The sequence below is a fragment of the Pediococcus acidilactici DSM 20284 genome, assembly GCF_000146325.1.
Classification (GTDB): Bacteria; Bacillota; Bacilli; order Lactobacillales; family Lactobacillaceae; genus Pediococcus; species Pediococcus acidilactici.
The window spans coordinates 1131466-1148426 of the sequence record NZ_GL397067.1; the positions used below are offsets into that span (position 1 = coordinate 1131466).

Sequence of the window (16961 nt, forward strand, 5' to 3'; positions counted from 1 at the left end):
AATCCGCTCCCTTCAACTACCATGCAATCGTGTGAGTCGCATAATTTAATTTATCGACCCAATCGTCCTTAATTTTAAGAATGGTCAATGAAACTCCGGCCATGTCTAGCGAAGTCATGAGGTTCCCGACTTTACTGAACCGGACGCGCAAACCTTCTTCGGCTAACTGGTCTAGTACATCATTCATAAAAACGTACTGTTCCATAAGCGGGGTTGCCCCCATGCCATTTACCAATACCGCTACGGCGTCGCCCTTCCGAAACCGGAATTCCGACCTTAACTTTTCAATTAGCTCATTTGCCAATTTCTTAGACGGCTGTAATTTTTCCCGCCGGTAACCTGGCTCACCGTGGATCCCCACTCCGTATTCAATTTCGTCGTCTGCCAAGACAAATCCGGGTTTCCCTACTTCGGGAACCGTCGCACCACTTAAAGCAACCGCCACGGTCTTCAAATTAGGCAATACCGCCGTAGCTAAATCCGCAATTTCATCCAAACTAGCCCCTTGGTCGGCTGCCGCGCCCAAAATTTTATGCATTAAAATAGTGCCGGCAACTCCCCGACGACCTTGCGTATAAGTACTATTTTCTACCGCAACGTCGTCATCGACCACGATCGATTTAACGGGGATCTCTTCCATTTCTGCCATATCTTGCGCCATTTCAAAATTCATCACGTCGCCAGAATAGTTTTTAATCACTAAAAATACGCCAGCACCAGAATTTACTTGCTTAATTGCTTCAAAAATTTGGTCGGGAGTCGGAGAAGTAAAGACCTCGCCACAAACCGCTGCACTCAGCATCCCCGCACCGACAAAACCAGCGTGCGCGGGTTCGTGCCCACTTCCGCCACCGCTAACGATGCCGACTTTGCCAGCAATTTTAGCCAAATCCGTGCGGTAAACCACCCCGGTTTCTGGAATGCGTTTTAAATAATCTGGATAACTTTTCACCATCCCCTGAAGCATTTCTTCGACAACTTGCTTCGGGTCGTTAATAATTTTTTTCATCATGCCTCTCCTTTTCGTTTTCTTTCCTCACAATTAGATTCTAGTTGAAAGCGGATACAATCACAAGTAATCTCCCTCTTTGATTTACCTGAATCGATCTTTTCCTTTATAATGTGGGAGATGATGCTAATTTTTAAAAGGAGTTCGCAAAAATGATTTTAGAACGGAACAACATGTTTAACATTCGTCAAATCAACGACGATTTAGAGCGGGTCATCGGGCCCGAGCACGTTACGGAGCTAAGGAACTTAATGCGTTACTACCGGTTATGCCAATCCGCAGTTAACGAAGTGGGAACCAAGCTGGAAAACCTCGACGGCGAATACGAGAATGAGTACAACCATAATCCCATTCATCACATGGAACAACGGATGAAATCGGTCGACTCCCTCTTTAATAAAATGAAAAAGAAGCATCTACCAAAGACGATTGCCGCGGTAGAAAACAATATTTTTGACATCGGGGGCATTCGAGTAATCACCAACTACATCAGCGACGTCTACACCATCAAGGAAAACCTGATTTCCCAAGACGACGTCGCTTTACTCAAAGTGAAAGATTACATTCGGGATCCCAAGCCAAGCGGCTACCGTAGTCTACACCTGGTCGTAAAGGTTCCGGTCTTTTTATCGACCGGTCCCGTGGAAACCCCGGTGGAAATTCAAATCCGCACCGTCGGAATGGATATGTGGGCCAGTTTGGAACACAAGCTGCGTTACAAAACCAACGTTCCTTCCGCAAAGGTGGCGGATTTTGCCGATCGGTTAGTTGACGACGCCAATACGATTTACAAAGTAGAACAAAACTTACAAACTATTTACCGAGAATTATCAGAACCCGGGGTTTTCAAAAATGAAGAATAAGTACCCCGTCACCCGTTATTATGGCGTTCCGTTGGAGCTAGACTCTTCCGGCAATTATCGTTTTAAATCGACCATTAAAATTCACGCTTGGCGAAACGGTAAACATACTCGCGGTCATTTTCAAAAACCTGGCCAATTATTTTTGACCGAAAACAACCAATTAGTGATGATTGTGGCAACGGAAAAGATGAACTTCAGTCAGCGTCATTCGTTAGCACCCATTCAGCGGTTCACCAAGGAGTCGATTGCACCCGACATGCTGGCAACCGCGCAACAAGTTTTCCATGAGGAGGATTAATTATGAAAACCTTAGTGGTGGTCGCCCATCCTAAACTAGCAAGTTCTACCACCCAGCCTTTTTTTAAGGCGGCCGTTGAAGACTTCACCACGGTTACTTGGCATCCGCTCCATGCTGAATTTGACGTAACTCAAGAACAGCAGCTTTTAACCGAACACGATCGGATTATCTTCCAATTTCCGCTCTACTGGTACGGCGCACCGGGCCTTTTAAAAAATTGGCTTGATCAAGTTCTGACCGTGCGTTTTGCCACCGGAAATCGTTATGCGTTAGCTGATAAAGAACTGGGTTTAGTGGTTACCGCAGGCGAAGCAGCTGCTGATTTCCAAGCCGGGGGAGCCGAACAGTATACGATGTCTGAACTAATGCGCCCGTTTGAAGCGCTCGCCCATAAGTTACGGATGCGTTATCTGCCGGTGTTGGCCGTTCATCAATTTCTCTACTTGACTCCAGAAGCCCAACAACGGCTCCTCGTTCGTTACCAACAGTACGTAAACAATCCTAATTTTGAACATTTTGCCGGTCAGGTGGCTTGGTTTAGCGACCAGCTGCGGCACCAAATCGCTAAAGCAGACTCTGCCTCCGCCGCCCTAAACCAAGTCTTAGAGAGCTTAGAAAATCGGCAAAGCGAGCTCGATGACCTGGCGTGGAACCTGTCCATGTTAAAAAAGGAGGAGGATTCCTAATGGACCAAACCGAAACCGCATGGCTATTGGAACAAGCTCGCCAGCTTGCCCAACAAGCAACCACTTACCAACAAAAAGCCTTCTACGTAGCATTGGGCGACCTCATCCGGGAACAACAAAAACGGGCCGACCAACTCGAAAACGAGCTCGACGGCCGGATGTGGGAACACTAATCCACTAAAAAAGACCTAACCGAAATCCCCCCATAGGTTTCAGTTAGGTCTTTTTTAAAATTTTAGTGCTTGTCGTCACGTTGCTGACGATCCTTGTTGTTCTTTTCAGCCCATTCTTCACGGGTTAGCACGTCTTTAACGTTAAGTTTGATTTCTGATACTTCCATGTTGGTGATTTCCTTAACTGCAGAAGTAATCTTATCAATCATCTTGTCAAAGATTGCTTGGGCGTTCTTCCCGTATTCAAGGATGGCATCCATCTTTAAGGAAACGGAATGGTTTTCGTCGTCAACGTCAACGTTAACTCCCGTAGTTGGATCGTCGCCCTTAGAAATTCGATCAGTTACTTTTTCAAAAATATTACCTTCAAGACTTAAAACACCGTCTACTCCGTTAGCAGTTTTGCCAGCAATTTTTGCTAAAACTTCGTCGTCAAACGTTAATTTAGTTTCTGGTTTTGCCATCTTGTTTTCTGATTTTGCGATTTTATTTTCCATGTGTGATTGCTCCCTTCGCGTGAATAGTTACTTAGCTTCTGGACGAGGTGCTAAGTCTGAATTAGGTTTACGATTGTTTTGTTCTTTCCACTCTTTCTTACTTAGTACATCACTTACGTGGAAATTCAATTCAATGACCTTCAAACCGGTCAAACGTTCAACTTCCTCGCTAATTACGTCGCATACTTGAGTGAAAATTTCTCGAATATCGTAACCGTATTCCACCTTAGCATTCATCTCTAGCGATACCTGTTTTTCGCCAACTTCAGCTTTGATTCCTTGAGTTGGATCCACCTTGTTACGAATCTTGTCGGTGATGTTGTCAAAAAATCCACCGTCAAATGAGAGAATCCCATCGACTTTACGAGAAGCTAGTCCCGCAATTTTTTCGATTACCCCTTCGTCAAATGACAAACTAGTTTGCGCGATTCTTGGTTTATCCATGGTTCAACGCCTCCTTAAATTTGCGACGATTCTTCCAAACAAACCATAAGCTTGATACCACCATTAGACCCATTAATGATCTTAATGGTTTATTCTTATCTGTTTTCTTGGCCATTGACAAAACCTCCTTAGCTTTGCTTGCGATCCATGTTCAAGGCTGACATTACTTCTGAAATCAATTGTGATAGCAGGCTTCTGCCGTACTTACCGAGTAAGAACCCGATTAAGGCAAGTAAACCAACTAATACCGCGCTACCAAAGCCAATCGTGACCCAGATAATGCCGAAAATCATTGCGATGATTGCTCCTAAAACTTCACTTTTCATTTGCCGTCCCGCCTTTCTAAACGACCTTCAGTGACTTCTTCGAGTGTTGCCGCGGAATGATTTGGACTTTAACATCGCTCTTCATTCCTAGGTGGCGTTGCACACTCTCTTGTACTGAACGTTGAATATCTCGTGCATTGACCCGGTAGTTGTCATTGGACAAATCTTCCACGCTGACTTTTGCTTGCAAGTGATCCTTGCTGCGAACCCGCACCTTGGTATCAATGTTACCTACGTGATGGTCTTCAGCAACTGCCTTATTAATAATTTGTTCCATGGATTTCTTTGGAACGGTCAAGTTACCATGTCCATCCTGCAACTTCAAATCTTTCTCACTTGTCCGACTCATTAATGCAATTCCGAGCATTACTAACGCAAACAAGGCAACCAGTATGCTAAAGACAATTGCGATAACTTCCATTACCTGTGCGTTAGACGTCCTCAACGTTTCAAAGAAATCGGTTAGATACGGAATGTAAACTTCCGTTGCGATAAACCATAAAGTTAGAAGCAACGTGATTACTGCCATCAAACTCAATAAAGATTTACTGGTTCGATTCATGAAATCACCCCTAACCCTTCTTGCGCATGCCGAAGATTATCGAGACAATCACTACTAAAATTACCGCACCGAGGATTGACGGAATCAATGCCATTCCGGCTAAGGAAGGTCCCCATGAACCTAGTAAGCTTTGTCCTAACCAAGCTCCGACTAAACCAGCAACAATGTTACCAAGCCAGCCTGCTGGTAAATCACGACTTGTAAGTGCCCCGGCGATTGCACCGATGATACCACCAATAATTAATGACCAAATCCATCCCAACATAACAAACACTCCTCTCGTAATCTAAAGATTGACCAACGAACCCGTTGTTCATTGGTTCACCATTAAGATAGCATAGGTGGATACGCTTCAACAAAGAATATGCTTATGGAATTAATTACTTATTCGTAAGGGTGGATAGTAATATAGGAAGACTTCCAGAGGGTGCCTTCATCCAGGAAAGTCTCGCAGATTAGCGAAAATACAGCATTAAGCGCGCGGTTAGGCGGTTGATGCCGGATTTTGGTTAACCGGAAGGCGCTAGATTACTTCACACATTTCGGTAGTCCGTTTAGCAAAACCTGCTACCTAAACGTGGGATAGCGATTGAGGCGCAAAATTGGCTAACTACAAGAAACTGGAACCAAAAAACAAAAAAGCCCCTCAAGAATTTTTAGTTCACTCTTGAGAAGCTTTTAAATTGTTATTCATTCTTAGTCGCACCTAAATGTGTGACGCGGATCGGTTTGCTTCACTTACTTAAGGGTACGCCAACCATCTTAAAATACAAATGGTGAGAAGCCTGAGTAGTGTTCTTCGCCGCTGCGCTCCATCCGGTCGTGGTCGATTGCTCGTGATTGGAAAATTTTGAAAATTCCATAATCTTTAAGCGGTAGCCAATCTTCATTAGACGCATTGTCCAGCCGCTCTAAACGATGCAGATCATTAATCGTAATTTTGTAGTTTTGTTCCAGCGGGTTGTGGGCATGGAGCACCCAAAACTTTTTAATTATTGGCATAATATGTCGTTGGTGCGCATACTGACACATTAACTCGTCGTTTTCCACCCGGTACTTAGAAGCAATTTTGCCCATCGTGGGTAAGTCGACAAAGCTATAATCTAGAAAAGGAAAATCCGCCATTATTTGCAAATGATTTTGTTGACAATAGTCGTAAATGTCGTCATTTAACGACATTGGAAAATACCCTGTCTTAAAAATCATCGGGGCAACCGACGCTTTTTTCCTAAGTTTTTCAACCTGTTCAATACTAAAGTTAGCCACGCCTAGTGCGCCTATACATCCTTTTTCATACAACTTTTCTAAAGAATGCCACAGCTCGGTCATTAACTCATCATCGTTACCAAATACCGCTTGATCAAGCAATAAAGCGTCAAAATAATCAAACTTCATTGTTTGGAAAGCATCTTCAATGGCTTCCTCAAACGAGGGCTTGTCATTAACTTTTTTTCGCAAAATTAACCGTAATATAAAGATTTTTACGTTTTAGTTTAGGTTGTCGGTACATTTTTAAAGTTACCGCAATATCGCCATGCGGTTCCTTAGTCATCGGAAAATGGGCATAAGGGTCCTCATTGTCATCGTCAGTGTCCTTAATCTCTTCATAAAAATGACGGTAACCTGACCAAAGCGCATCATGAAGCCGACTAACCCCTAACGCCGTACTAATTATTTGTTTTGGTAGTTTAGTTCCGTTCACTAGCTCAGTTAATGCCATAAGTGACACCTTCCTCTAATTTGGATGTGATTATTTTATAAACGCGTAAGCGGTTTCTCATTAGAAAACCAGTCAATCTAAAAAGGCGCTATCGAGCACCACCGCCAAATTTAACCACTTTTATATCCACTTTAGCGTTCTTTGACATCATACTAACACTTAATACACTGAATAGCAACATTTAGAATGAACCCCGTTAAATATTTTGTATATTTATATTGGTGCACCGCAATCATTTTCGAGGTTTAGCTAACCCAACTATCCCAGCAGCTAAAATCAAGGCTCCACCAACTAAGTTAAGGGATCCGCCCACGATTTCCAAAACACTGCTAGTTTTAAAAAATTTATTTTTTTTCATATCTTAAACCCCTTTCTGTTACCCAAGCATAACAGTTATAAATCAGCTTTACTATTGCCAAAGAGTTGTTTTAAACTAAGTATATAACTTTTAGAAATTAGGTGACAATCGTGATAAAAATGATTGCGACAGATATGGATCAAACCTTTCTCAATAACCAAAATACTTATAATAAAGACCGGTTTAAAGAACTATTTAATGAAATGCAACGGCAAAAAATTCATTTTGTAGCGGCTAGCGGTTCTCAGCATGAACGTTTGCGGGCCTTATTTACCCCGTACGCCAACCAAATGGATTTTATCTCCCAAAACGGTTCAATTATTTACTCTGGCGACCAACTCTTAGACGTGGAGCAACTTCCCGTCCCGCTAGTTCAACAAACCATTGACACTATTTTTGAAAACTTTAACGATGATGAAGTAATGATCAATGTTTGCGGGTTAACTAGTTCATATATTGATCAAACCACCCCGCAAGAGATCGTCGACTTTTTGCATCAATTTTATAAAGAAATTCGCCTAGTAAAGAATTTACGTAATTTTGCGCAAACCGGCATTACAGACCCCGTTGTGAAAATTGCGGTTAGTTTTGCGGATAGTGCGGATTTGCCAAGTAAAATTCAAAATCTGCGTCAAAAACTAGATCCTCAACTGACTAGCTTAAGTTCGGGGTTCAATACCGAGTTAATCGGATTTAGCCACGTTGATAAAGCGAGCGCTCTAAAGCATCTAATGGCTAATTATCGGGTGACTCCCGCAGAATTAGTTACGTTTGGCGATAACGAAAACGACCTTAAAATGCTTCAAATGACCCCAAATGGTTACGCAATGAAAAGCGGATATCCCATTGTGAAAGAAGTTACCCAACACCAGACTCGTTTTGATAATGACCATGATGGTGTTTTAGACGTGATTGAAAGCTTACTATAAGTTTTCAAGTAGCGTGAAAGCATTGGCTTAAGCGGAGTAAAACACCTTTGAGTGCACCTTACTCTTCTGTATAAAAGCCATAAACCAAATTCTTAAGGTTGCGAACCAACTTGCAAAAGTCAGTTGGTTCCGTTTAACCCAAAATCGACTATTATGCCCAATTTAGACATAATAGTCGATTTTTTAGTTACTGTTTATAAACTACCTGGCTTGTGCTCCCACTCTCATATTTTTATCTACTATTCTTCAATAAATAAGCTGTCCGTAGCCATGCCAGCAGCTTAACCTGCATTTAACGCTTAATCTTGCATGCTTTCCACTATTCTTTGGTAGGCCACCACGGGGTCAGCCGCTTTAGTAATTGGCCTGCCGACTACCAAAGCAGAGCTTCCTGCCTTTTGGGCTTCCGCGGGCGTCATCACCCGCTGCTGGTCATCCTTCTTTGCGTCGGGCATCCTAATTCCTGGAGTGACGTACAAAAAATCTGCCGGGAGGGCCGGTTTTAGTTGGGCAACTTCGTGCGGTGAACAAATCACCCCGTCTGCACCTGCATTTTCAGCAAGTTGGGCTAATTTTTGAACCTGTTCATTCATTTTCAAGGGCACGTTTTGCTCTTCTTGCAACTGGCGCTCCGAAATTGACGTGAGTTCCGTTACCGCTAATAGCTTAGGGACGGGAACCTGTGCTGCCCGAGCGCCTGCCATTAATCCACGCTTAGCCGCCTGAATCATTGGTTTTCCACCTAACGCATGGACCGTAGTGTATTGAATTCCTAACTTTCCTAATTGAAACATGGCTTTTTCCACCGTGTTAGGAATATCATGCAATTTTAAATCTAAAAAAACAGCGTGTCCCTTTTGACGCAGGTTCCGTACAATTTGAGGTCCCTGTCCATAAAACAACTCCATTCCAATTTTCACAGTTAACTTAAGATGTGACGGAAATTGTTTTAAAAAGCTTTGTAATTCTTCTACACTTTCAAAATCCAACGCAATCATTACCGGTGTTTTCATTATGATGGCTCCTTACTGAACCGCTCCACCAAAGGCCAAAGTAGTTAAGGCACCGCTGTACCTTAAATGCACATCTTTATTTTGATGTAAACTTGCTTATCAACCTCACAGAATTGATTTAAAGCGATTCGTTAATTTTTTCTTAATCCTACGAGCTTCCCTCCCTAAAGTCAAGGGTGGTAAAATGGTTAAAACGCTATTTAAGGAGAACTTATGCAGAAAAATATTGTCCGTGATCAAAATTTCTTATCCCAAAAGTCAGTTCCTGCAACTCGGGCTGATTTACCCACGGCTTTGGATCTTGTGGATACTTTAGCAGCCAATGCCGATCGGGCAGTTGGTTTAGCCGCCAACATGATTGGGGTTAAAAAACAAATTATTGCCGTATCCATCGGCGTGATGAATATTGCCATGCTGAATCCTAAATTAACCAAAAAAAGCCATCCTTATCAAGCTAAGGAAGGCTGTCTTTCATTAACTGGCGAACGTTCAACCACTCGTTACAAAGAAATTGAGGTTCAATACCAAGATTTGAACTTCAAAAAACAGACCCAGCATTTTAGTGGCTGGATCGCTGAAATCATCCAACACGAAATCGACCACTGTGCTGGAATTTTAATTTAACCTTCGGAAATATTATTAACCGGCTTCATTAAAATTAAATCGCGTTGTTCCGATTTTCCTAACTGAAAACGGTGGTCCCCAACTTGTTTAAAGCCCTGCATCTGGTAAAAATGCTGGGCTTTTTTATTATTCTCCCAAACTCCTAGCCAAATTTGAGTTTTATGAGCTGCGTAAGCAAGTTGTTCAGCTTGCTTAATTAAGCAAGTGCCTACGCCTCTGCGTTGAAAAGACGGTCGTACATAAATCCGTTCCACTTCCAAAACTTGCGCTCCCATCGGTTCAGATTGTGCATCCCCAACGTTGGTTTTCAAGTATCCGGCAATTTCATCATCAATTTTTGCAAAAAAGAATTGCGATTCTGGATTCAATAATTCCTGACGAAGTTGATCAACATTATACGCTCGTTGATAATGCTGCTGTAAATCTGCTTCCGCATTGTAGGGTCCAAAAGTCGCGCCAAAGGTTTCAATGCTTATCCTGCGTAAGTTGGCTAGATCTCGTTCTCGAATCGGTTGAACTTCAATTGTCATTCAATTTCACCTCAATAATCGCGATGGTTTCCGTTCTTAACGTAATGCCAGTCAGCATTAACGTTTTTTTCCACCCGAAGTAATAAATTACGAACCTGTTTAACTTCTTCTTCAGAGAGACCTTGCAAGGCGGTTGCGTTAGAATACTCGTTTTCCCGCTTGATAATGGGGTAAACAGACCGCCCCTTTTCGGTTGGATAAAGGCGTTTAATTTTTTGGTTATCTGCCGTAAATTGGCGACTAATCAATCCTTGATCTTCTAATTTACGCAACGCTCGCGCTGCCGTAGTCCGGTCAACTCGCAGAAGTTCAGCTAATTCTCCTTGAATAATTCCTGGATTTTCACAAACCCGGGCAAGGTACAAAAATTGCCCCTTGGTAAGGTTGATTTCTTTGAATTCCACGTTAGCAATTGAGTCTAATTCGCGTGCAATTGAACCAATAACTCGCAAAATGTCTTCCATTCCGTATTCCTCTCCACGATGTATTATTTACGTAGTGCCCGCACGATTTGACCTTCAATCAATTTCAAATCATCCGTTTCATTCCCGTTATGAGCAAAGCGTTGTTGTAAAAAGTAAACCGCCAGCTGCCCAATAATCGTCCACACAGTTGAAGCACTCTAATTGTGCCATCCCTTGCAAATAAATCCAGTGCAATCAATCGGGAACTTCGCTTCTCTTTTGCCAGAGCTTGTTGTTAAAGCCATTTTTATAATTTTCAAATACTCTTCCGTACATTTTTATGCCTTCCAATAACGGCGTAGCTCGATAATAATTAACAAAGTCAATACTACTAGAAATTCTAGTAATATACCAAGGTTCTCCACCTAATTTTGGCAAATTGGGCCTGACATCATCCTGGAATCTTAGTAATACTTAAACCCAAGATTACTCGAATATTAATTTCTAAATTACTGTCGTTCAATAATTGTAATTTGCTAAAGCTTTTCACCATTATCGTTTAAGCAACCACTTTTTATAGCATATTATGTAACCAAATATGCATTTTACTGCCAATTTAATACCTTTAACTGTAAAACGCAATCGTATTTAACTTCAATTGAAGTTAAAATATACTTAATAACTAAATACTGCTTGCTAATCCCCTTACGTAATTAGATATAAATAAGCATGGAGGTGAGTTTTAATGGCTAATTATTCCACTGGTGAACTAGCCAAAAAAGTAGGGGTAAGTATCCGCACGATTCAGTATTGCGACCGGCGACAACTGCTTTCCCCTGCTAAACTTTCAGAAGCGGGTCGACGTGTTTACACCGACCATGAATTAGAACAATTAGAATTAATTACTTTCTTGAAATCGCTCGGACTTTCTTTGAATAATATTAAGGAGCTTTTAAACAGCCCGAATTTTGACGAAGTGCTCCAAACTTTGCTTAACCAAGAAGAACTACAATTAAAGCAAAAGATTAAACAACAAGAGGATACTTTAAAAACGATTGGTGAAATTAAACACTGGTTAACTGATCAAATTCCCATCACGCCTAATTCCTTTATTGGCATTGAGGAAAGCATTCGTCGGCGACGTAGTTTAACCAGGAAACGAAGCGCGTTGTTTGTTTTCGGGGGCCTAATTGATATTTTAGAAATATTGGCAATTTGGTATGGCATTTCCAGTAGTAACTGGTGGGGGGTGGCCGCTTTTTGCCCCATTATAGTTGCTGTGGCAATTGCCGTATACGCATACTACCGCTCGGTTGAGTACGTCTGCCCGCAATGCGAAGCATACTTCAAGCCAGCGTTTGGCGAATTTTTCTGGGCAAAACATTCACCAAAGACTCGTTGGCTAGGGTGCCCCAACTGTGACTATGAGGGTTATTGCGTGGAAATATAGCACATTCCGAATCCCGGGTAACTCTCGAGGATCAATTAAAAAAGAACGTTAATCGCGGATTATGCGATTAGCGTTCTTTTTTGGTTAACCAATGGAAACTAGGGGCTGGAGTTTATTTTAGCTGTACCAATCTAGTTTTTGCCTACCAGTAAAAAGCACGTCTCAAGATGGATTAGCATTCTTGAAACGTGATTTTAAATTGATTGTCCTTAATTAGGTTTAAAAATTAATCTACACTACTTTATTAATCAAAAATCTTCTTAACTAGCCCAAATGCTGACCAAGCCTTTGGCCAACCCGCGTAAAATGCGAGGTGGGTAACTAATTCCACCATTTCATCTTTAGTTACGCCATTGGTCTTAGCCATTTTCATATGTGCTTCCAATTGAGGGAATGCTCCTTGAGTTAGTAAACTCGCGCAAGTGATCATACTCCGGTCCCGCGCCGAAAGCTGACTTTCACGCGACCATACTTCCCCAAATAATACGTCATCATTAAGTTCTGCAAATTTTGGTGCTAAGTCGCCTAACTGTTCACGTCCAGCCGTTTGTTTTTTTGCCATTCTATTCATCCTCCTCAACTGCTGCGTACTGTTCATCACTTACGGGTTCCAACCATTCTGGGGTCCCCGCAGTAATTGCAATATGTTCAAACCAACTGTCCTTGGTTGCACCATGCCAATGTTTGATACCATCATGGGTGACCACTACATCGCCTGGTTCAAGATGTTGGGCAGGCGCACCTTCTTCTTGGTACCACCCTTCTCCGCCAGTTACCAATAAGATTTGAAAGCCATTGTGATGGATATGCCAATTATTCCGGCATCCCGGTTCGAAAGTTACGTTACCTACTCCCACGTTAACTGCCGAATCAGCCACCAAATTTTGTAGGTAACTTTGTCCGGTAAAAAATTGAGCATATGCCTCGTTTTTTGCCCCTATGGGAAAAATCACTCCATTTTTGACTTCTTCATTTTTCATTCTTAAATTCCTCCTAAATTAAGTTTAATTGTTTTAACCAATGTGATATCGCCGTCGTTGCCTGTTGCACACGCGACCCACGAATTGCTAATCCAGGTTCTAATTTTGTTAACGGTAAGATTTGACGCAGTTCATTTTCGCTATTGCCCATTCCGCTACCTTCGTTGGTACAAAATGGGTACGTTACTTGGGGCGGATTCTTCAATTGTTGTAAAAAGTTTTTTACTACGTTGGGGATGGTTCCAAACCATATTGGGTATCCAATCAATAACCGATCGTTAACTTCTATTTCATGAGGTTTAGCGATTGCTGGTAACCGCCGCGTCTGCCGTTCCTCCCGTATTTTTTCAACTAATTCTTCATATTCCTGCGGATAAAACTCTTCTGGAACTATCCGAACTGGGCTTTCTCCTAAAACTTGTGCAATTTGTTCTGCTAAAAATTGGGTATTTCCCACATCTTGTTGAACTGGGCGCCCGTTAATCCAGTGCTCACCAACGTGCGAAAAATAGATAACTGTCATCGTCTCCTCCTAAAAAAGCTGTAACTTTATCAACAACGATAATGCTACAGCTATTTTTAATATACGTAAAACGCTTATAATTTATACCACTATGCCTTGAAGGCATCTCTAAAGTAATCAATGAACTGATTGACCACTGGTGAATGCCTTCGTTCTTTTCGCCAAACCAGTACGCAATTGGTTTTTATTTCCGGATCTAATGGCAAAAATTTAATTCCATCAGGATTGGTCTGTGAGATTGCTCCTTCAATTCCAAAAGCATGTCCGACTTGTCGCTTAACTAGTGCTAGAATATTGAAACTTAAATTAAAGTTACCTACAATTCGCAATTGGTTATAAGCAATGCCACTCCATTCAGCAAGCAACTGCTGGACTTCTGGCCGCCTCGCAATGAATAATGGCATCCCCCATAAATCTGTTGGATGAATAGCTTTTTTTCGCGCCAAAAACGAGTCTTTTGCTACGAGAAGCCCCCACCTTTCAGTATGTGGAAGGGTGATTTCGCCATATTTTTCAGTTTCAATTGGTTTCAATAGTATTGCTACGTCTAATAGCCCTTTATCTAATCGTGTAGTGATGTCATCACTAGTACCACTGTAGATGGTGAACGTCACTTGGGGATAATCCTGAACAAAATCTTCTAAAATTAAAGCTAAGGTATCCGAATTATCCGCCTCCACGCACCCAATGGCTACGTGACCACTAAATAACTGTTTCCGTCGATTTTCAAACTCGCGACTAGTTTGTTGGGTTAGTTGCAAAATTTCTTCCGCCCGAGTCTTTAAAAATAGTCCTGCTTCAGTTAATTGTAATTTACGGCGTCCGCGAATAAATAAAGCAGTACCCAGTTCATTTTCTAACTCCCTTAGTTGGCGGCTAAGAGTTGGTTGTGTGATGTGCAGGATTTCTGCAGCCCCAGAAATGGTACCTTCCTCAGCAATTGTCCAAAAATATTTAAGCGTACGAATTTCCATATTCTTCCCCAATCATTTATAAAATTGAAGTTCAACACGTTTATTTTAACTTAATTTAACTTCAATAAGTACTGCCATTTCAACCATAACCAACTAATAAGCCAAGGATAGGTTCAAGCAGAACCTAAAGGTATTGGATACATCGCAGGTGCTTTGCCTGGACTCCAAACGTACATGTTCCGCTTAACCTAAAAGCGACCATCACGCCTAAATTTGGCATAATGGTCGCCTTTCAGTGAGTGTTTATAAACCACCCAACTTTTGACATAATTTCCCCTAGTTCGTGAAATTTAACGGTCAAAAACGACGCTGTCACCTGACTTTTTTTCGCGATCGGCACCAATAAAACGCAAATCTGTCCCAATTTGACCCAAGAAATCCATTAACGCCGGATTTAGACCTAATTCGTCTAGTGCGTCCGGATCCACCTGGTAACGAATGGCGTCTTCATGACCCCGCGCAACTTTTTCAACCCATTGCGGTTCGCGCAGCGATTCACGGCCCAAAGCGACGAAGTCAATCCCCTCGTCCATCACCTTTTCCGCGTCAGCTGGCGTTTCTACCGAACCAACTCCGATGATTGGTAAGCGATTATGCACTTGTTTTTTAATACGCAAAATGGTGGGCCGTTTTTCACTGTCGTCGTTTAATGACTTTCGCCATACGTTTCCCATCGAAACGTGAAGATAATCCAGCGGCTGGTCAGCCAATTCGTCGATAAATTGCAGGGTGTCCGCTAGGCGAATCCCAGGCTCTTCTATCTCTTCTGGTGAAATACGATAGCCTAGCATAAAGTGGTCTCCAGCATATTTGGCAACCGCACGGTGTGCAGCCTGAACGACTGCCAACCCAAAGTTCATCCGTTTTTCTACCGAGCCACCCCAGTGATCCGTGCGCCGGTTGGAATGCGGTGAGAAAAATTGTTGAATCAAATACGTATTGGCACCGTGAATTTCGACCCCGTCGAACCCCGCTTGAATTGCTCGTCGGGTAGCTTCGCCAAAGGCTTTGATAATTTGCTCAATTTCAATTTCTGACAATTCTCGAGGAGTTTCCATTCCTTCTCGCGGAGCAGCTACTGCACTTGCGCTAACCGGTTGAGTGCCCCGTAAAACTTTGCTGTTTGACATCCGTCCGGCATGAAAAATCTGCAGAATTGCCTTAGTGCCGCCCTTTTTCATGGTTGCGGCTAGTTTAGCCAATCCTGGAATGAAGCGGTCGTCCGCAACCGAAAGTTCGCCTTCAAACCCTTTTCCATCACCCGTGACGTTAGCAACTGGACTAATAAACATGCCCACTCCTCCAGCACGCAATCCTGCGTAGAATAGGTCGTCTCGCGAAACCGACCCGTCTTCTAAACTAGATTGGATGGTCATTGGCGGAATCACCACTCGATTTTTGACTTGTGCCCCATTTTTAAACGTGTATGGCTGTAAAAACTTGTAGCTCACCATTTTTTCGCTTCCTTTCTAAAAATCCCTTACACTTACGAGTATACTAGGAAAACGATTCCAATCAACCGAAAAAACTTATCCTACTAAAACTAATTGCTTATACATAAAAAATTACAATCCACCTGACACTACAAAAAAGCTCCTCAAGCATTTTCATCCTTGAGGAGCTTTATCTAAATTAGTTGCACTTTAGCTTAATTTAATTGAATTAAATCATTACCGTAATGGTTGCTGCTACTAGAATTAGTACTAAACCAGCAATCGTAACGGCCATTTCTTTTGGCGTCTTTTTTTGACCTAAGAACCATATTCCGGTTAAGGTTGCCAAAACTACTGATGTTTGTGACAAGATGAAACCAGTTGCCAAACCATTCATGTTTGGTTGTGCCGAAATCAAGTAAGTCAACGCTGCAAAGGCAAAGAAAAAGCCCGAAATGATTTGTTTATAAGAAACTGCTTCAGTTAAGGCCGATTTTTCGCCCTTCATCGAAAGGAAGACGGCGTAGACAACGCCCACAATTACCATCCCAATCGCTTGTGGCAAGAAAGCGTGCATTCCGTCAACTGGAGTTGCTTGAGGCGCTGCCGAATATACCCAGTATCCGATTTCCCCGACTGCTAACCAACCCACTGCTTGGGTAATTAACTTGGAATTTTCCTTTGTTTTGTGTTCCGACCAAACCGTCAAGGAAGCACCAAAAATAATCATGATTAAGGCGATTCCACCAACGATTTTAGCCGTGATTCCTGGCCAGTTTCCTAAGGCGATCACGCCCCATAACGAAGCTCCCAAGAGTTGAAACGCCGTAGTAATTGGCATTGCACGTGATGAACCAATCATTGCAAAACTCTTAAATGTAATAATTTCAGCACTTGCCCAACCAATTCCAGAAGCGATGGTTAAAACTAAGTTCCAACCGGTAGGTAAGCTTAGGCCGTTCACCATTGCGACTATCAACGCAAAAATGAAAGTACCAAAAGCGGTCCCGACAATCTGGTCAACCGGACGACCGCCGATTTTAGATGCTAGGGTAGGAAACAGTCCCCACCCAATCAACGGTCCAAGACCGATTAAAATTGCTGTTGCATTCATACTTTTTCCCCCTTAAATAAAGAGGCTGGGAACATTGCTTCCGCAGCCTCG

The 16961-nt window shown here is 42.4% G+C and carries 27 protein-coding genes; 7 read left to right on the top strand and 20 right to left on the bottom strand.

Going from position 1 to position 16961, the window contains the following annotated elements; all coding sequences use genetic code 11:
* Positions 1-16: 16 nt before the first annotated feature.
* On the bottom strand, positions 17-1009 hold the full coding sequence (dhaK, locus tag HMPREF0623_RS05550) for a dihydroxyacetone kinase subunit DhaK (protein WP_002832498.1): 993 nt from the start codon (positions 1007-1009) through the stop codon (positions 17-19).
* A 152-nt stretch (positions 1010-1161) separates the two neighbouring features.
* Between dhaK and HMPREF0623_RS05555 the strand changes: the two genes are divergently transcribed.
* The 4 genes from HMPREF0623_RS05555 to HMPREF0623_RS09650 are packed head-to-tail and all read left to right on the top strand — an operon-like array spanning position 1162 to position 3029.
* Positions 1162-1872: a GTP pyrophosphokinase gene (locus HMPREF0623_RS05555; protein ID WP_004166246.1), complete on the top strand. Its 711-nt coding sequence runs from the start codon at positions 1162-1164 to the stop codon at positions 1870-1872.
* Positions 1862-2170 (top strand): DUF7671 family protein, encoded by a 309-nt coding sequence (locus HMPREF0623_RS05560; RefSeq protein ID WP_002829592.1) that lies wholly within the window; start codon positions 1862-1864, stop codon positions 2168-2170. Before HMPREF0623_RS05555 ends, HMPREF0623_RS05560 begins: the two co-directional genes overlap by 11 nt.
* 2 nt (positions 2171-2172) lie before the next feature.
* Positions 2173-2856: an NAD(P)H-dependent oxidoreductase gene (locus HMPREF0623_RS05565; protein WP_004166247.1), complete on the top strand. Its 684-nt coding sequence runs from the start codon at positions 2173-2175 to the stop codon at positions 2854-2856.
* Positions 2856-3029, top strand: a complete 174-nt coding sequence (locus tag HMPREF0623_RS09650; protein ID WP_002832503.1) for a hypothetical protein — start codon at positions 2856-2858, stop codon at positions 3027-3029. The genes HMPREF0623_RS05565 and HMPREF0623_RS09650 overlap by 1 nt, the downstream gene beginning before the upstream one ends.
* 62 nt (positions 3030-3091) lie before the next feature.
* Here the strand turns inward: HMPREF0623_RS09650 and HMPREF0623_RS05570 are convergent, their stop codons facing one another.
* From HMPREF0623_RS05570 to HMPREF0623_RS09785, 9 genes are all read right to left on the bottom strand, one after another.
* Positions 3092-3526 (bottom strand): Asp23/Gls24 family envelope stress response protein, encoded by a 435-nt coding sequence (locus HMPREF0623_RS05570; RefSeq protein ID WP_002829589.1) that lies wholly within the window; start codon positions 3524-3526, stop codon positions 3092-3094.
* A 27-nt stretch (positions 3527-3553) separates the two neighbouring features.
* Positions 3554-3970: an Asp23/Gls24 family envelope stress response protein gene (locus HMPREF0623_RS05575; RefSeq protein WP_002832504.1), complete on the bottom strand. Its 417-nt coding sequence runs from the start codon at positions 3968-3970 to the stop codon at positions 3554-3556.
* Positions 3963-4085: a hypothetical protein gene (locus tag HMPREF0623_RS09780; RefSeq protein ID WP_002832505.1), complete on the bottom strand. Its 123-nt coding sequence runs from the start codon at positions 4083-4085 to the stop codon at positions 3963-3965. The genes HMPREF0623_RS05575 and HMPREF0623_RS09780 overlap by 8 nt, the downstream gene beginning before the upstream one ends.
* 13 nt (positions 4086-4098) lie before the next feature.
* Positions 4099-4296, bottom strand: coding sequence for a DUF2273 domain-containing protein (locus tag HMPREF0623_RS05580; RefSeq protein WP_002829587.1), 198 nt, complete (start codon positions 4294-4296; stop codon positions 4099-4101).
* A gap of 16 nt (positions 4297-4312) precedes the next feature.
* Positions 4313-4858 (bottom strand): alkaline shock response membrane anchor protein AmaP, encoded by a 546-nt coding sequence (gene amaP, locus HMPREF0623_RS05585; RefSeq protein WP_002829585.1) that lies wholly within the window; start codon positions 4856-4858, stop codon positions 4313-4315.
* A gap of 10 nt (positions 4859-4868) precedes the next feature.
* Entirely contained in the window at positions 4869-5123 is a 255-nt protein-coding gene (locus HMPREF0623_RS05590) for a GlsB/YeaQ/YmgE family stress response membrane protein (RefSeq protein ID WP_002829584.1), read from the bottom strand.
* Between the two features lie 497 nt (positions 5124-5620).
* Positions 5621-6316, bottom strand: a complete 696-nt coding sequence (locus HMPREF0623_RS05595) for an aldo/keto reductase (RefSeq protein WP_004166250.1) — start codon at positions 6314-6316, stop codon at positions 5621-5623.
* Positions 6300-6578: a hypothetical protein gene (locus tag HMPREF0623_RS09715; RefSeq protein ID WP_004166251.1), complete on the bottom strand. Its 279-nt coding sequence runs from the start codon at positions 6576-6578 to the stop codon at positions 6300-6302. The genes HMPREF0623_RS05595 and HMPREF0623_RS09715 overlap by 17 nt, the downstream gene beginning before the upstream one ends.
* Positions 6579-6810: 232 nt before the next feature.
* Positions 6811-6936, bottom strand: coding sequence for a hypothetical protein (locus HMPREF0623_RS09785; protein ID WP_004166252.1), 126 nt, complete (start codon positions 6934-6936; stop codon positions 6811-6813).
* Positions 6937-7055: 119 nt separating this feature from the next.
* Here HMPREF0623_RS09785 and HMPREF0623_RS05600 point away from each other — a divergent pair, with 119 nt between their 5' ends.
* Positions 7056-7865, top strand: a complete 810-nt coding sequence (locus tag HMPREF0623_RS05600) for an HAD-IIB family hydrolase (RefSeq protein ID WP_004166253.1) — start codon at positions 7056-7058, stop codon at positions 7863-7865.
* Positions 7866-8164: 299 nt separating this feature from the next.
* Here the strand turns inward: HMPREF0623_RS05600 and pyrF are convergent, their stop codons facing one another.
* Positions 8165-8878 carry an orotidine-5'-phosphate decarboxylase gene (gene pyrF / locus HMPREF0623_RS05605; RefSeq protein ID WP_004166254.1) on the bottom strand — a complete coding sequence of 238 codons (714 nt, stop codon included), beginning with the start codon at positions 8876-8878 and terminating at the stop codon, positions 8165-8167.
* Positions 8879-9091: 213 nt separating this feature from the next.
* On the opposite strand from pyrF, the gene HMPREF0623_RS05610 reads away from it, so the two are divergent.
* Complete coding sequence (locus HMPREF0623_RS05610; protein ID WP_004166255.1) at positions 9092-9502, top strand: peptide deformylase; 411 nt, start codon at positions 9092-9094, stop codon at positions 9500-9502.
* On the opposite strand, the gene HMPREF0623_RS05615 is transcribed toward HMPREF0623_RS05610, so the two are convergent.
* Genes HMPREF0623_RS05615 through HMPREF0623_RS09790 form a run of 3 tightly spaced genes read right to left on the bottom strand, consistent with a single transcriptional unit; the run spans position 9499 to position 10642 of the window.
* The gene (locus HMPREF0623_RS05615) at positions 9499-10032 is read right to left on the bottom strand and encodes a GNAT family N-acetyltransferase (protein ID WP_004166256.1); all 534 of its coding nucleotides are present in this window, start codon (positions 10030-10032) and stop codon (positions 9499-9501) included. The two genes, HMPREF0623_RS05610 and HMPREF0623_RS05615, sit on opposite strands and share 4 nt — an antisense overlap.
* A gap of 11 nt (positions 10033-10043) precedes the next feature.
* Complete coding sequence (locus HMPREF0623_RS05620; protein ID WP_002829576.1) at positions 10044-10496, bottom strand: MarR family winged helix-turn-helix transcriptional regulator; 453 nt, start codon at positions 10494-10496, stop codon at positions 10044-10046.
* Positions 10497-10519: 23 nt separating this feature from the next.
* Entirely contained in the window at positions 10520-10642 is a 123-nt protein-coding gene (locus HMPREF0623_RS09790; protein WP_004166258.1) for a hypothetical protein, read from the bottom strand.
* 539 nt (positions 10643-11181) lie between these two features.
* On the opposite strand from HMPREF0623_RS09790, the gene HMPREF0623_RS05625 reads away from it, so the two are divergent.
* Positions 11182-11886 (top strand): MerR family transcriptional regulator, encoded by a 705-nt coding sequence (locus HMPREF0623_RS05625; protein WP_004166260.1) that lies wholly within the window; start codon positions 11182-11184, stop codon positions 11884-11886.
* A 244-nt stretch (positions 11887-12130) separates the two neighbouring features.
* Here HMPREF0623_RS05625 and HMPREF0623_RS05630 read toward each other — a convergent pair whose 3' ends face one another.
* The 6 genes from HMPREF0623_RS05630 to rbsU all read right to left on the bottom strand — a co-directional run bounded on the left by HMPREF0623_RS05630 (position 12131) and on the right by rbsU (position 16910).
* Entirely contained in the window at positions 12131-12448 is a 318-nt protein-coding gene (locus HMPREF0623_RS05630) for a carboxymuconolactone decarboxylase family protein (protein ID WP_002829574.1), read from the bottom strand.
* Position 12449: 1 nt separating this feature from the next.
* Positions 12450-12866, bottom strand: a complete 417-nt coding sequence (locus HMPREF0623_RS05635) for a cupin domain-containing protein (RefSeq protein WP_002829573.1) — start codon at positions 12864-12866, stop codon at positions 12450-12452.
* Between the two features lie 13 nt (positions 12867-12879).
* Complete coding sequence (locus HMPREF0623_RS05640; protein WP_004166262.1) at positions 12880-13389, bottom strand: flavodoxin; 510 nt, start codon at positions 13387-13389, stop codon at positions 12880-12882.
* Positions 13390-13478: 89 nt separating this feature from the next.
* Entirely contained in the window at positions 13479-14363 is an 885-nt protein-coding gene (locus HMPREF0623_RS05645; protein WP_004166263.1) for a LysR family transcriptional regulator, read from the bottom strand.
* Positions 14364-14653: 290 nt separating this feature from the next.
* Positions 14654-15817, bottom strand: a complete 1164-nt coding sequence (locus HMPREF0623_RS05650) for an NADH-dependent flavin oxidoreductase (protein ID WP_004166264.1) — start codon at positions 15815-15817, stop codon at positions 14654-14656.
* A gap of 208 nt (positions 15818-16025) precedes the next feature.
* On the bottom strand, positions 16026-16910 hold the full coding sequence (rbsU, locus tag HMPREF0623_RS05655; protein WP_004166265.1) for a ribose/proton symporter RbsU: 885 nt from the start codon (positions 16908-16910) through the stop codon (positions 16026-16028).
* Between the last annotated feature and the right edge of the window lie 51 nt (positions 16911-16961).